Source organism: Sphingomonas aerolata (assembly GCF_023935825.1).
Lineage (GTDB): Bacteria > Pseudomonadota > Alphaproteobacteria > Sphingomonadales > Sphingomonadaceae > Sphingomonas > Sphingomonas aerolata.
Map to the genome: position 1 here is coordinate 3,949,472 of NZ_CP098762.1, position 13,856 is coordinate 3,963,327.

At 69.3% G+C, this 13,856-nt stretch carries 17 protein-coding genes; 13 read left to right on the forward strand and 4 right to left on the reverse strand.

All coding sequences use genetic code 11. The features are described from left to right. Positions 1-53 precede the first annotated feature (53 nt). The 8 genes from hisB (at position 54) to NEF64_RS18130 (ending at position 5,666) form a co-directional block, all read left to right on the forward strand. The gene (hisB, locus tag NEF64_RS18095) at positions 54-641 is read left to right on the forward strand and encodes an imidazoleglycerol-phosphate dehydratase HisB (protein ID WP_056408839.1); all 588 of its coding nucleotides are present in this window, start codon (positions 54-56) and stop codon (positions 639-641) included. Then, the gene (hisH, locus tag NEF64_RS18100; protein ID WP_056408837.1) at positions 638-1,243 is read left to right on the forward strand and encodes an imidazole glycerol phosphate synthase subunit HisH; all 606 of its coding nucleotides are present in this window, start codon (positions 638-640) and stop codon (positions 1,241-1,243) included. The genes hisB and hisH overlap by 4 nt, the downstream gene beginning before the upstream one ends. Beyond that, entirely contained in the window at positions 1,240-1,974 is a 735-nt protein-coding gene (gene hisA, locus NEF64_RS18105; protein WP_056409225.1) for a 1-(5-phosphoribosyl)-5-[(5-phosphoribosylamino)methylideneamino]imidazole-4-carboxamide isomerase, read from the forward strand. Before hisH ends, hisA begins: the two co-directional genes overlap by 4 nt. Positions 1,975-2,191: 217 nt before the next feature. Further along, on the forward strand, positions 2,192-2,965 hold the full coding sequence (gene hisF / locus NEF64_RS18110; RefSeq protein ID WP_056408835.1) for an imidazole glycerol phosphate synthase subunit HisF: 774 nt from the start codon (positions 2,192-2,194) through the stop codon (positions 2,963-2,965). 5 nt (positions 2,966-2,970) lie between these two features. Next, positions 2,971-3,147 carry a hypothetical protein gene (locus tag NEF64_RS18115; protein ID WP_183936834.1) on the forward strand — a complete coding sequence of 59 codons (177 nt, stop codon included), beginning with the start codon at positions 2,971-2,973 and terminating at the stop codon, positions 3,145-3,147. Positions 3,148-3,179: 32 nt separating this feature from the next. Further along, positions 3,180-3,500, forward strand: a complete 321-nt coding sequence (locus tag NEF64_RS18120) for a phosphoribosyl-ATP diphosphatase (protein WP_056408834.1) — start codon at positions 3,180-3,182, stop codon at positions 3,498-3,500. 142 nt (positions 3,501-3,642) lie between these two features. After that, on the forward strand, positions 3,643-4,020 hold the full coding sequence (locus tag NEF64_RS18125; protein WP_056408832.1) for a histidine triad nucleotide-binding protein: 378 nt from the start codon (positions 3,643-3,645) through the stop codon (positions 4,018-4,020). A gap of 110 nt (positions 4,021-4,130) precedes the next feature. Then, positions 4,131-5,666, forward strand: coding sequence for an amino acid permease (locus NEF64_RS18130; RefSeq protein WP_056408830.1), 1,536 nt, complete (start codon positions 4,131-4,133; stop codon positions 5,664-5,666). Between the two features lie 174 nt (positions 5,667-5,840). Here the strand turns inward: NEF64_RS18130 and NEF64_RS18135 are convergent, their stop codons facing one another. From NEF64_RS18135 to NEF64_RS18145, 3 genes are all read right to left on the reverse strand, one after another. Continuing rightward, positions 5,841-6,839, reverse strand: a complete 999-nt coding sequence (locus NEF64_RS18135; RefSeq protein ID WP_056408828.1) for an adenosine kinase — start codon at positions 6,837-6,839, stop codon at positions 5,841-5,843. A gap of 94 nt (positions 6,840-6,933) precedes the next feature. Then, the gene (locus NEF64_RS18140; RefSeq protein WP_252574376.1) at positions 6,934-7,842 is read right to left on the reverse strand and encodes a flagellin; all 909 of its coding nucleotides are present in this window, start codon (positions 7,840-7,842) and stop codon (positions 6,934-6,936) included. A gap of 11 nt (positions 7,843-7,853) precedes the next feature. Beyond that, the gene (locus NEF64_RS18145) at positions 7,854-9,872 is read right to left on the reverse strand and encodes a FlgK family flagellar hook-associated protein (RefSeq protein ID WP_082447032.1); all 2,019 of its coding nucleotides are present in this window, start codon (positions 9,870-9,872) and stop codon (positions 7,854-7,856) included. On the opposite strand from NEF64_RS18145, the gene flgG reads away from it, so the two are divergent. The 5 genes from flgG to NEF64_RS18170 all read left to right on the forward strand — a co-directional run bounded on the left by flgG (position 9,871) and on the right by NEF64_RS18170 (position 13,326). Continuing rightward, positions 9,871-10,578 (forward strand): flagellar basal-body rod protein FlgG, encoded by a 708-nt coding sequence (gene flgG, locus NEF64_RS18150; RefSeq protein WP_082447031.1) that lies wholly within the window; start codon positions 9,871-9,873, stop codon positions 10,576-10,578. The genes NEF64_RS18145 and flgG overlap by 2 nt on opposite strands. Then, the gene (flgA, locus tag NEF64_RS18155; RefSeq protein WP_056408822.1) at positions 10,575-11,033 is read left to right on the forward strand and encodes a flagellar basal body P-ring formation chaperone FlgA; all 459 of its coding nucleotides are present in this window, start codon (positions 10,575-10,577) and stop codon (positions 11,031-11,033) included. Before flgG ends, flgA begins: the two co-directional genes overlap by 4 nt. 11 nt (positions 11,034-11,044) lie before the next feature. Next, positions 11,045-11,764: a flagellar basal body L-ring protein FlgH gene (locus tag NEF64_RS18160; protein WP_252574382.1), complete on the forward strand. Its 720-nt coding sequence runs from the start codon at positions 11,045-11,047 to the stop codon at positions 11,762-11,764. 157 nt (positions 11,765-11,921) lie between these two features. After that, the gene (locus NEF64_RS18165) at positions 11,922-12,800 is read left to right on the forward strand and encodes a flagellin (protein ID WP_031395278.1); all 879 of its coding nucleotides are present in this window, start codon (positions 11,922-11,924) and stop codon (positions 12,798-12,800) included. 220 nt (positions 12,801-13,020) lie between these two features. Next, positions 13,021-13,326: a hypothetical protein gene (locus NEF64_RS18170; RefSeq protein WP_107045108.1), complete on the forward strand. Its 306-nt coding sequence runs from the start codon at positions 13,021-13,023 to the stop codon at positions 13,324-13,326. Between the two features lie 46 nt (positions 13,327-13,372). On the opposite strand, the gene NEF64_RS18175 is transcribed toward NEF64_RS18170, so the two are convergent. After that, positions 13,373-13,825 carry a flagellar basal body-associated FliL family protein gene (locus tag NEF64_RS18175; protein WP_056408818.1) on the reverse strand — a complete coding sequence of 151 codons (453 nt, stop codon included), beginning with the start codon at positions 13,823-13,825 and terminating at the stop codon, positions 13,373-13,375. Positions 13,826-13,856: the final 31 nt, after the last annotated feature.

The following is a 13,856-nucleotide window of genomic DNA, read 5'->3' on the forward strand; positions in this document are numbered from 1 at the left end:
TTCGGATGGCGGTCAAGATTGCATGCGTCGTGGCGCACGTTATGGGAGGTGGCATGCGCACCGCCACGATTTCCCGCTCCACCGCCGAGACGGCGATCGACGTCACCATCAACCTCGACGGGACCGGCGTTTACGACGTCGAGACCGGCGTCGGCTTCTTCGATCACATGCTCGAACAGCTCTCGCGCCATTCGCTGATCGACTTGCACGTCCGCACCAAGGGCGACCTGCATATCGACGAGCATCACACCGTCGAGGATACCGGCATCGCGATCGGCCAGGCGTTCGCGCAGGCGCTCGGCGACAAGCGGGGCATCACGCGCTACGGCGACGCGCTGTCGCCGATGGACGAGACTCTCACGCGGGTTGCGCTCGACATTTCCGGGCGGCCCTGGCTCGTCTGGAAGGACCTGTTCTCGCAGACGCGGCTGGGCGGCATGGACACCGAGATGTTCGAGCATTTCTTCCACAGCTTCGCGCAGGCCGCGGGCATCACGCTGCACGTCGAGACGCTGTACGGCACCAACAACCACCATATCGCCGAGGCCGCGTTCAAGGGCGTCGCGCGCGCGCTGCGCACCGCGATCGAGATCGACCCGCGCAAGGCCGACGCGATCCCGTCGACCAAGGGGATGCTGTGACGCTCGCGCTGATCGATTACGGCGCGGGGAACCTGCATTCGGTCGAGAACGCGCTGCGCACCGCGGGCTGTAGCGACCTGATCGTTACCGCCGATGCGGACGTCGTCGCGAAGGCCGAGCGGATCGTGCTGCCCGGCGTCGGCGCTTACGGGGCGTGCGCGGCGGCGTTGCGCGCGGTGCCGGGGATGGTCGAGGCGCTGAACCGGCGCGTGCGCGACGAGGGCGCTCCGTTCCTCGGCATCTGCGTCGGCATGCAGCTGATGGCGGACGCGGGCGAGGAGATGGGGACGCATGCCGGGCTCGGCTGGGTGCCAGGGCGCGTGCGGCGGCTCGAGCCGGGGACGATGGACGCGAAGGTGCCGCATATGGGCTGGAACGACGTCGTGCCGGCCACCGCGCATCCGCTGATCGAACCGGGCGAGGCGTATTTCCTGCACAGCTTCGCGTTTGAAGGCGCCGACGTGCTCGCAACTACCAATCACGCCGGTCCCGTCACCGCGGCGATTGGTCGCGACACGATGATCGGCGTGCAATTTCATCCTGAGAAGAGCCAGCGCTACGGTCTGGCCTTGCTCGAACGTTTTCTGGAGTGGCGGCCGTGAGCCTTATCGTTTTCCCCGCGATCGACCTCAAGGCCGGGCAGGTCGTCCGCCTCGCCGAGGGCGATATGGACCGCGCGACCGTCTATGGCGACGATCCCGCGGCGCAGGCGATGCTGTTCGCGAACGCAGGCGCCGAGCATCTGCACGTCGTCGATCTCGACGGCGCGTTTGCAGGGGCTTCGGTCAATGGCGACGCGGTGCGCGCGATCGTTTCGCAGTTTCCGGGGCATGTGCAGCTTGGCGGCGGGATCCGCACGCGTGCCAATGTCGAGGGCTGGTTCGATCTGGGCGTGTCGCGGGTCGTGATCGGCACCGCGGCGCTCGAGGATCCCGACTTCGTGCGCGGCGTGGCGAAGGATTTCCCCGGCGGCATCGTCGTCGCGGTCGATGCGAAGGACGGCATGGTCGCGACCAAGGGCTGGGCCGACGTCTCGACCACCAGCGCGGTCGATCTCGCGCGGCGGTTCGAGGATGCGGGGGTGGCGTCGCTGCTGTTCACCGATGTCGGGCGCGACGGGATGCTGAAGGGCTGCAACGTCGAGGCGACGGTCGACCTTGCGCGATCGGTCGACATTCCGGTGATCGCGAGCGGCGGGGTCAAGGGGATCGCCGAGATCCACGTTCTCGCCTTGCATGTGCGTGATGGGGTCGAGGGCGTGATCACGGGGCGGGCGTTGTACGACGGGCGGCTCGATCTCGCGGCGGCGTTGAGCGTGGCGAAGGCGGCATGAGGGTTCACGCGGAGACGCGGAGACGCGGAGAGTCTTTTGGCGCCGCAGGCAGATATGGGTTCACGCGAAGGCGCGAAGGCGCGAAGAGCGAGAAAGGCAGAGGAGGAAGTCTGCTTTCTCTTCGCGCCTTTGCGCCTTCGCGTGAATCAATCTTAGCGGCTTCGCCGCGTCTCCGCGTCTCCGCGTCTCCGCGTGAACCCCTTCTTCGAGACCCCGCATGACCGTCCGCGCCCGAGTCATCCCGTGTCTCGACGTCGCCGATGGCCGCGTCGTGAAGGGCGTGAACTTCGTCGAGCTGCGCGACGCGGGCGATCCGGTCGAGCAGGCGCGTGCCTATGACGCCGCCGGCGCGGACGAATTGTGCTTCCTCGACATCGGCGCGAGCCATGAGGGCCGGGGCACGATCCTCGACGTCGTGCGGCGGACCGCGGCGGTGTGCTTCATGCCGCTGACGGTCGGCGGCGGCGTGCGGACCGCGGACGATGCGCGCGCGCTGTTGCTGGCGGGCGCGGACAAGGTCGCGGTCAATTCCGCCGCGGTCGAGCGGCCGGAGCTCGTCGCCGATATCGCCGAACGTTTCGGCAGCCAGTGCTGCGTCGCGAGCGTCGATGCGCGGCGCTCGGGCGAAGGCTGGGAGGTGTTCACGCATGGCGGCCGGCGCGCGACCGGGATCGACGCGATCGCGCATGCGGTGAGGCTCGCCGAGCTCGGCGCCGGGGAACTGCTCGTCACCTCGATGGACCGCGACGGCACGCGCAGCGGCTATGACCTCGACCTGATCCGCGCGATCGCCGACCGCGTGGCGGTGCCGGTCGTGGCGAGCGGCGGGGTCGGCGGACTCGACGATCTGGTCGCCGGGATCCGCGACGGGCATGCGAGCGCGGTGCTGGCCGCATCGATCTTCCATTTCGGCCAGGCGTCGATCGGCGACGCGCACGCCGCGCTGGCGGCTGCGGGGATCCCGGTGCGGACCCCCTTGCGGTCGGCCTGACCGGCATGGCGACGCTGCCGCTGGTCGCGGTGCAGTCGGGGCATAGCGGCGTGGTGCATCCGCGCACCGGCCCCGAGACGTCGGACATCGCGCTGTTCGCGGTCGCCGCGATCGGCGTCTGGCTGGTCCGCCGCGCGCTACGCAAGCGGTTCCTGAAGCGGCCGCCGCGCGCAAAGGATTGACCCGCCCGCGCGCCTGCGTCAGCACGCGCGGCATGGCAGACCCCGTTTTCGACCGCCTGGAGGCGACCATCCGCGCGCGTCGCGATTCGCCCGCCGACACCTCCTACACCGCCAGCCTGTTCGCGCGCGGCCGCCCCAAGATCGCGCAGAAGCTCGGCGAGGAAGCGGTCGAGACGGTGATCGCGGCCTGTTCGGGCGACGAGGCGAGCATCGTCCCCGAGGCCGCCGACCTGATGTTCCATCTCGCGGTGCTGCTGGCCGACGCGGGGCTGAGCCTCGACGATGTGCGGGCCGAGCTTGAGCGCCGTGAAGGGGTCGGCGGGTTGGTCGAGAAGGCTGCGCGGACTGCCTGATCCGCCACCTCCGTCATTCCCGCGGAGGCGGGAACCCGGACTGGCTGGCCACGCGGATGGATCGCGATCCGCCGAGGATATGGATCCCCGCCTTCGCGGGGATGACGAAGGTTGGTAGGATGCCCCGAAAGGAGCAAGCCCCATGCCGATCGACGCCACCCAGCCTTATGACGACCAGAACATCTTCGCGAAGATCCTGCGCGGCGAGATTCCGTCGAACCGCGTCTATGACGACGACTTCGCGATCGCGTTCCACGACATCAATCCGCAGGCGCCGACGCATCTGCTGGTGATCCCCAAGGGCGCCTATGTCTCGTGGGACGATTTCTCCGCGCGTGCGGGCGATGCGGAGATCGCCGGGTTCATCCGCGCGGTCGGGACGGTCGCGCGCGCCGCGGGGCTGGTCGAGCCGGGCTATCGCCTGCTCGCGAACATCGGCCAGCACGGGCATCAGGAGGTGCCGCATCTGCACGTTCATGTCTTCGGCGGGCGTCCGCTTGGCCCGATGCTGGCCGGATAGCGCGGCTTTCCGCCACTAAAGGATTGCGCGTAATAAAATTGCCATTAGGCTTCCCGGCTTGAGCAAGGGGGCCAGTGAACCGGCCCTCACAACCCCCGGGGGGAACCGAATTGATTTTTGGTCGCGTTAAGTCACTGGACGCCATTCTGGCGACGGCGGAGAAGAAATCGCTCCACCGATCGCTGGGCGCGTTCCAGCTAACCATGCTCGGCATCGGTTGCGTGATCGGCACGGGTATCTTCGTGCTGACCTCCGCCGCCGCGCAGAAGGCCGGGCCGGGCATGATCCTGAGCTTCGTCGTCGCCGGCGCGGTCTGCGTCGTCGCCGCGCTCTGCTATGCCGAGATCGCGGCGATGGCCCCGGTCGCGGGCTCCGCCTATACCTACACCTATTCGGTCATGGGCGAGCTGCTCGCCTGGACGGTCGGCTGGGCGCTGATCCTCGAATATGCGGTGGCCGCGAGCGCCGTGTCGGTCGGCTGGTCCGGCTATTTCGCGGGCTCGATATTGCACGAGACGTTCGGGATAACACTCCCGACCTGGCTGTCGCACGGGCCGTACATGCCGGGCGGGTTCATCAACCTGCCCGCGGTCGTCATCTCGCTGCTGATCACCTGGCTGCTGATGATCGGCACGACCGAGAGCGCGCGCGTCAACGCGGTGCTGGTGACGATCAAGGTCGTCGCGCTGACCGCGTTCGTCGCGCTGACGCTGCCCAAGACGCATGGCAGCAATTTCGAGCCGTTCCTCCCCACCGGCATCCTCGGCAGCAACGGGCTGGGCGTGGTCGGCGCGGCGGCGACGATCTTCTTCGCCTATGTCGGCTTCGACGCGGTCTCGACCGCGGCCGAGGAGACCAAGGATCCGCAGCGCAACGTGCCGATCGGGTTGATCGCCTCGCTCGGCATCTGCACCGTGTTCTACATGCTGGTCGCAGCGGGCGCGATCGGCACGATCGGCGGACAGCCGCTGTTCGGCGCCGACGGCGTGCCGTTCACCACCGGGTCGGCCGAGCTCGCCCGCGCCTGCCTGATCCCCGCCAACGCGCAGGCGCTGGTCTGTTCGAACGAGGCGCTGGCGCATGTCCTGCGTCAGGTCGGCTATGCCAATGTCGGCAACTGGATGGGCTATGCCGCCGGTCTCGCGCTGCCGTCGGTGATCCTGATCCTGATGTTCGGCCAGACGCGCATCTTCTTCGTGATGAGCCGCGACGGCCTGCTGCCCGAAGTGCTGAGCCGCGTGCATCCGAAGTGGAAGACGCCGCATATCGTCACCGCGATCACCGGCGTGTTCGTCGCGTTCGCCGCCGCGTTCCTGCCGGTCGGGCAGCTCGCGGACATCGCCAATGCGGGCACGCTCTACGCGTTCATGATGGTCGCGATCGCACTGCTGATCCTGCGCAAGCGCGAGCCGAACCGGCACCGTCCGTTCCGCACGCCGGCGGCCTGGATCGTCGCGCCGCTGACGATCGTCGGCTGCATCGGGCTGTACTTCTCGCTTCCCTACGAGGCGATGGCGGTGCTGCCGATCTGGGGCGCGGTCGGCCTCGTGATCTATTTCCTCTATGGCTACCGCAAGAGCTATCTCGGGCGCGGCATGGCCGATGGCGGCGAGCCGATCGACATGGCGCCCCCGGGCAGCCACTGAGACGGGACGCAGCAAAAGGGCCGCGGGAGGAAACTCCCGCGGCCCTTTTTTTGTGCCTGCTGCCGGACCGTCATCCCCGCGAAGGCGGGGATCCCTTTCCTCCAGCGTTTGCGAGTCTATCGCGCGGCCCGCCAGTATGGGTTCTCGCCTGCGCGGGAATGACGGTTCGGTTCGTCAGCCGATATGCTTGGCGGCGAGCGCCTTCATGTCGACCATCGGGCGGGCGCCGACATGGCTGATGATCTCGGCTGCGCAGACCGCACCGAGCTTGAGCGAGGCGTGGAGGTCGTGGCCCTGTGCCTGGCCGTGGAGGAAGCCCGCCGCGAACAGGTCGCCCGCACCGGTCGTGTCGACGACCTTGGCGATCGGCTCGGCCTTCACTTCGGCGCGCGTGCCGGTCTGGATCGCGCAGGCACCGTGTTCGCCGCGGGTGACGACCAGCGTCGGGACCTGGGCCGAGATCTTCGCGACCGCCGCGTCGAAATCCTCGGTCTCGGCAAGCGCCGCGAGCTCGCTCTCATTGGCGAACAGGATGTCGATCAGCCCGTCCGACAGCAGCTGGCGGAAATCGCCGCCGTGGCGCGAGATGCAGAACACGTCGCTGAGCGTGAACGCGACCTTGCGGCCGGCGCCACGCGCGCAATCGATCGCGGCGCGCATTGCGGCGCGCGGCTCTTCGGGATCCCAGAGATAGCCCTCGAGATACAGGATCGCGCTGTCGGCGATCATCGCGGTGTCGATCGCCGCGGCGGGGAGGAACTGCCCTGCGCCGAGGAAGGTGTTCATCGTCCGCTGGCCATCGGGCGTCACGAAGATCAGGCAGCGGCCGGTGGTCGGGTCGCCGGCGCGGACCGGGGTCGCGAACTCGATGCCGATGCTGCGCACGTCATGCGCGAAGACCTGGCCGAGCTGGTCGTCGGCGACCTGGCCGATGAAACCGCACTTGCCGCCGAGCGCCGCGACGCCGGCGACGGTGTTGGCGGCCGACCCGCCCGAGATTTCCATGCCCGGCCCCATCTTGGCGTAGAGCGCATCGGCTTCTTCCGACGAGAACATCAGCTGCATCGAGCCCTTGGCGACACCGATCTCGGCGATGAAGGCGTCGTCGGCGGTGCTCAGAATGTCGACGATGGCATTGCCGATCGCGACGACGTCATAGGTAGGCGTGCTCAAGGGGAGGTCTCCGGACCGAACGGGAAAAGCCCGCCGTAATTCGCGCGGGCAGCAGGCGCAACCGCTGCGGCGCCGGATGCCCGGACCGTGGACGTCAGCGCAGATAAGCGACGAGGCTGAGCCCGGCGACCTTGCCGAACACCGAATAGCTCGCCTCGAGCATCGTCTTGCGCTGCATCAGGTCCATCGAGATCTGGCCGTAATCCGCATCCTCATTGTCCGAGACGATCTTCTCGAGCAGCGCGGCGCGATCGGCCGCGCGCGCGCCGAGCGTCTCGATCTGCGCCTGGCGAAGGCCGTTGGTGGCGTTGAGCCCGCGGACCTGCGGCAAGGCGGCGTCAAGCTGCGCGATCGCGGTCTTGAGCGCCGCGGCCTGGCCTGCGCTGGGGGTGGCGCCGATCGGTCCGGCTTCGGCCAGCGTCCGGAACGCGGCGAGCACGCCATCGCCGAGCTCGCTCGCGGTGACGCCATAGGTCAGCGTCGCGCCGCCGCCGATCGACGCCGAGGCGCGGACGTCGTCATTGCCGAATGCGGCCTGCGTCGTCGTGCCCGCGGTCTCGGCCAGCGTCGCGGGCTTGAACGGGATCGCGTCGCCCTGCGCGCCGGCGAACAGCGGCTCGCTGCCATCGGTCGCGTTGAGCGCGGAGCGGAACTGGCTGAAGGCGCTCTCGATCGCGCTGCCGAGCGCGGGCGTCGCGCCGGTGCCGACCGCGGTCATCAGCTGTGTCCGGAGGTCGCCGGCGATCGTGTCGATCGCGGTGATATTGGCCTCGTACAGCGACAAGATCGTGCCGAGCCGGGTCGTCGCCGCACTCTGCGCCGCCTGCATCGACAGCGCACTGCGCGCGGACAAAGTGCGGACCGCGGCGCTGCCGAGATCGGCGAGATCCTTCGCCTTCTTGCCCGAATTGAGCTGCAGCTGCGTCTGCGCGAGCCGCTGCTGCGCCTTCTGGACCGCGTCGGTCAGCGTCCGCTGGAGCGGGATGGTGGCGATGCGGGTCATCGATGCTGGTCCTATCTGATCATGCCGAGGAGCGTGTCGTACATCTCGCTCGCGGTGGTCATGACGCGCGCGGCGGCGGCATAGCTGTTCTGGAGCACGACCATCTGGCCGAGCTCCTCGTCGATATTGACGCCCGAGACGCTGTCGCGGCGGTTGATCGCGTCGTCGCGGCGTGCGCCCATCTGGTCCGCACGATCGGTGGCGCGCGACGCGGCGGATCCCGCATCGCCCAGCACGACCGCGGAGAAGCGCGCGATCGTCATCGTCCCCGCATCGCCGAGATCGACCGCGCTCGCCAGCGCGTCGACCAGCGCGGTCGCGCCACGCCGGTCGCTCGGTCCCAGCGCCTTCGTCCCCACCGCTACGGGCTGGAGCCGTGCGAGCGGAAGGCGGGTCGGATCGGCGAGCACGTCGCGGCGGACCCCCGCGCTGTCGAGCCCCGCCCCCGCCGCGCCCAGCCCGGTGATCGCCGCAAAGCCGCGTCCGGTGCCGCCGCGGTCGGTCGTGTCGGACAGGACCGAGAGCATCGCCCCCGATTCGGCGCGGGTGGCCGAGAACCGCAGGCGCCCGACATCGTCGAGCGCGAACTGGCCATAACCGCCGAGCGGACTGGCGTTGAGCTCGTCGATCAGGTCGCCATAGCTCGGCCCCGTCGCCCCCGTCAGTGCATAGCGCGCGACCAGCCGGCCCGACGAATCGCGCAAGGCGAAATCCACCGCCTCGCCGGCGGCGAAGCGATGCGGATCGGCGGTGGTGAACCCCGAGGGCACGAGCATGCTTGTGTCGCTGCGGACGATGTCGTTCAGCCCGAAATAGTGCGACAGGCCGATCCCGGCCCGCGCGCTTGGGCGTGCCGCGTCCTGCGCGACCGCGACGCCGGTCCCTGCGCCGGTCGCGGCGATGGTGAGCGTGCCGTTGGCGAACGACGCGATCGCCGCACCGCCCAGGCCGGTATTGATCGCCGCGATCGCATCGTCGACGGTTGCTGCCGCGCCGAGCGCGTCGAAGTCGAGCGTGGTGCCGGCGACCATCGTGCCGTCCGAGCGCGTCACCGCGATCAGCGCCGCGCCGGTGAACCCCAGCCGGTCGCCACCGGTCAGCGCGGTCGCGCGGCCGGTGAGCGTCGCGGGCGGCGGCACCGCCGACCCGGTGTTGGACGCGGCGTTGATCGTCCGCGCGAGTCCTGCGAACAGCGTCTCGACCCGCGCCGAGAACGCCGGCAACTGCCGGTCGCGCAGGTCGAGCAGCCCGCCGAGCCGCCCGCCCATGGCCGGGGTGTCGAGCGTCGTACCGGTCGCCGCGCCGAGCGTGCCGTCCGCCTCGGCGAACCGCACGTCGATCGTCGGATAGACCGGCTGCGCGCTGCCCACCCCGCTGGCGGGATAGGAGAGCTGGCGCAGCCGCTGGTCGAGCAGCGGGACGCCCGAGGCGGTATCGATCGTCACCCGCCCGCTCGGCTGTTCGCGCGCGGTGATGCCGATCAGCGCGCTGAGCTCCTCGAGCGCGGTGGTGCGGCGGTCGGCGGGGCCCGACGCGCTGCGCCCCAGCCCCTGCAGCCGCGAGATCGAATCATTGAGCGTGTCGACCGTGCGCAGCAGCGCGTTGACCCGCTCGACCGTGTCGCCGACCTCGCCCTCGATATCGCCGCGCAGCACGTCGACGTCGCGACCGAGCTGGCGCATCGATCCGATCGCGTCCTCGACCATGCCGACAAAGGGCGCGGTGACCGCGGACCCGCCATTGGCGCCCGCCATCGCGGTCGCGGTCGCAGCGATCGCGTCGAGCCGCGCGGGCAGCGCGGATTCGGACCCGGTCGCGCCGAGCAGCGACTGCAACCGGTCGAGATAGCCCGCCTCGACCTCCGCACGGCCCGCATCGCCGCTGCGGCCATAGACGGTCGCCTCGAGGAACTTGTCCGCGACGCGGCCGGGTTCGCCGACGACCACGCCGTTGACGCGGCCTGCGGTGACCCCCGTCTGCAACGCGACCGTCTCGCGCGCATAGCCCGGCGTGTTGACGTTCGCCAACATGAACACCACCGGGTTCAAGCGCCAGCGCGCGGCGTTCCAGGACCTGCTCTATCAGCAGGAGACGCGCCCGGGTTCGGCGGCAGGCGGCGACGGCCAGGCCAAGGTGCCGACCGGGATCCAGATCGGCGCGGGCGTGAAGACCGGCGGCGTCTACCGCATCACCGAACAGGGTGCGCCGAACCAGACCGGCAACCGCTATGACATCGCGATCCAGGGACGCGGCTATTTCCAGGTGACGTTGCCCTCGGGGCAGATCGGCTTCACCCGCGACGGATCGTTCCAGCTGTCCGAACAGGGCGAGCTGGTCACCGCGGACGGCTTTCGCGTCGAACCCGCGATCGTCATTCCGCCCGAGGCGGTCGACGTCGCGATCTCGAAGACCGGCGAGGTCCAGGTCAAGCTCGCCAACGATCCCGCGCTGCAGACCGTCGGCCAGATCCAGCTCGCGACCTTCGTCAACGAGGCAGGGCTCGAGGCGCAGGGCGGCAACCTCTTTCTCGAAACCGCCTCGTCGGGGCAGCCGACCGTCGCTTCGCCGGGCCAGCCGGGCTTTGGCGACACGCTGCAGGGCTTTGTCGAGGCGTCGAACGTCAATCCGGTGTCCGAGATCACCGCGCTGATCACCGCGCAGCGCGCCTATGAGATGAACAGCCGCGTGGTGAAGACCGCGGACGAGATGCTCGCCACCTCGAGCCAGCTCCGGTGAGCCGCCTGACGATCGCCGTCGCGACCCTGCTGGCATCGGGGGCTGCGCTCCCGGCGCAGGCGGCGGATCCCGCCGAGACGCCCGTCGCGGTGCTCACCCGCGCGATCGCGCGCGGCGACATCCTGAGCGCGACCGATTTCGAGCTGCAGCCGCGGGCCGCGGTCGCCGCGCGCGGCGTGCTGGCGGCCGACACGGCGAGCGGACGCGAGGCGGTGCGCGCGCTGCCCGCGGGCACGATGGTCCGCGCCGGCGATCTCGTCGCGCCCCGGCTGGTGCGTCGCGGCGAGGCGGTGACGCTGTCGCTCCAGGGTCGCGGGTTTGCGATCACTACCGCCGCGCGGGCGCTGGCGGCGGGCGGCATGGGCGATGTCGTCCGCGTCGTCGCGCTGTCCACCAACCACAGCGTCGACGGCGTCGTCACGGGCGCGGGCAGCGTCCGCGTCGCCGCGCAATGAGGAGACATGCGATGACCAGACCCGCGACAATGTTCCTGATCCTCGCCGGCGCGACCGCCCTGTCGGGCTGCGGCACGATCGGCCAGCTCAAGACGATCGGCAAGGCGCCGAAACTCAGCGAGATGACCGCGGTCGACACCCCGCTGACCGAGGATTCGCTCGGCCAGCCGAGCCGTCGCCCGGCTGCGCCGCCACTGGCCCTGGCGCCCCCCGACGCATCGCTGTTCCGCGCGGGCGCTGGTGCGTTTCTCGGCGACCAGCGCGCCGCGCGCAAGGGCGACATCCTGACCGTGCGGATCAACGTTCAGGACCGCGCCGAGGTCGGCAACACGACCGCACGCACGCGCGGCGGCTCCGAGAATGCGGGGCTGACCGCAGCACTCGGGCTCGGCGTCGCGACGCCCGATCCGCTGATCGCCGGCAATTCGAAGTCGCAGTTCAACGGATCGGGCAATATCAGCCGGTCGGAAACAATCAGCATGACGATGTCGGCGATCGTCACCGACGTGCTGCCCAACGGCAATCTGATGATCCGCGGCCGCCAGGAGATCCGCGTCAATTACGAGCTGCGCGAGCTGATCGTGACCGGCATGGTGCGCCCGCAGGATATCAGCCGCGACAACAGCATCCGCCACACGCAGATCGCCGAGGCACGGGGCCGCGGCCAGCTGACGCAGGCGCAGCAGGCACGCTGGGGCCAGCAGATCTACGACGCCGTCTTTCCGTTCTGAGGCGCGTGCCCACGCTGCAAATAATCCGCGCAGCGCGACCAACTATCCGGATTTCTTCCCAGAATAAGGAGCGGGTCGGATCTGACCGCTCCGTCGGCGAGCCGCCGTACGGCTCAAGGACGCAGAAGCGACCGACTATTCCAGAAGGAAGAATATCATGGGAATGTCCGTTAACACCAATGTTGGCGCGATGGCGGCCCTTCAGGCCCTCAACGAGACCAGCAAGGGTCTGTCCGTCGTCCAGAGCCGCATCAACAGCGGCCTGAACGTCGCATCGACCAAGGACGATTCGGCAGCCTTCACGATTGCCCAGGGCCTTCGCGGCGATCTGGGTGGCCTCAAGGCGGTCAACTCCTCGCTCAGCCGGGCGAAGAGCGTGGCCGACGTTGCGGTCGCAGGCGCAGAGCAGATCTCGGACGTCGTCAACCAGATGAAGACGCTCGCCAAGCAGGCGTCGGACGATGGCATCAGCGACGAGAGCCGCGCTGCGTACAACAAGGACTTCACCGCCCTTCGCGACCAGATCAGCACGATCGTCGATTCGTCCGAGTTCAACGGTACGAACCTGCTCAAGACCGGCGGCGGCACCGTGAGTGCGTTGCAGTCGCTGACCAACAAGGCAACCGGCACCGACACCTACGATCCCGATACGCTCTCCATCGCCAACCAGGAAATCGACCTGCCGGCGACGGAAACCGCGTCCGCGGGCGTGGGTACCGGCGTGCTCGGCCAGGATTCGGAAATCGACACGGCTGCCAAGGCCAAGGCGATGGTCGATACCCTGGACACGCTGGGCAGCTCGCTCAACACCAAGCTGAGCGATCTCGGCTCGGGGTCGCGCAAGATCGACGCACAGATGACGTTCACCAGCAAGCTGTCGGACGCGATCGAAAGCGGCGTCGGCAAGCTGGTCGACGCGGATCTGGCCAAGGAATCGGCGAAGCTGCAGGCACTGCAGGTCAAGCAGCAGCTTGGCGTTCAGGCGCTGTCGATCGCCAACCAGGCACCGCAGACGATCACCTCGCTGTTCCGGTAAGCCGGTACGAGACACGATCCCGCCAAGTCCCCCAAGCACATCGGCGGGGGGTCGTGGAAACCGGGGTGGCCGATCGGCCACCCCGGTTTTTTAATGCCTGTTTTCAAGCGGCGGGGCGCCTGGATACGGGTAATCCCTTAATAGCCGTGCGGGCCGGTTCGACTAGGGTCGAGCGAACCGGCGGGCGGGCCAGCCACGAACGGCCGGAGAGGATGAGGTCATGGACTACCGCGTTTCGCTGTCGCTCTCGGTCACCGACCCGCATGCGCTGTGGTCCGCCGCGGCGGCCTGTGCGCTGACCGCGCCGGGCATGACGCTCGACGACGTCGTCGAGACGATCGGCAGCGAGCATGATCCCGACATCGCCGACTGCATCGCGCTGCTACTGCTGTCGCCGCGGATCACCGGCGCGCGGATCGAAGACTTCGCCTGCCGTCGCGCCGGCAGGCCCGAGCGCGTGGCCGACGTCACCCCGCTGCCGACCCGCCCCCGCGCGACGCGGCACGGCCTGAACGCCAACGCCTGAGATACGCCGGGCCGGGGTTCGGCGCAGCGCGCGGACGCCAGCGCGATCAGGCGCGGCGCGCCGCCACCTCGACCAGCAACACCGCCGCGATCGTCGGATCGACCCGGCGCAGGGCCGTGGAGACGTCCTGCGCCAGTCGTCGTGCATCGACCGGCGTCGACGCGGAGGCATGCAACCGCGCAAATTCGATCGACGCGACCAGCGCCGCCTCGCGCAGTTCGGGCCGACGCGTCTCGATCGCCCCCGCGCCCGCGACATCCGCGGCCTGGAGCACGAGCTTGACCTTCAGCCGCCCGTCCGCGCGATCGCCCTCGACAATTGGCACGTCGAGTGGATCGAGCATCACGAACAGCGGCGACGGCCTTACGGGTTCACCTTCCGCCCCGCCTCCTTCCGCCCCGCCCCCTTCGGACGCCGCCGCGCCCGGCGCCACGACCGGCGCGGTCAGCAGCGCCGCGATCAGCAGCGCGATCTGCTTGGGTGAAGGGCGGGTGCGCATCGCTCGGGCTCCGGTTCGTGGTTTCGTCGGG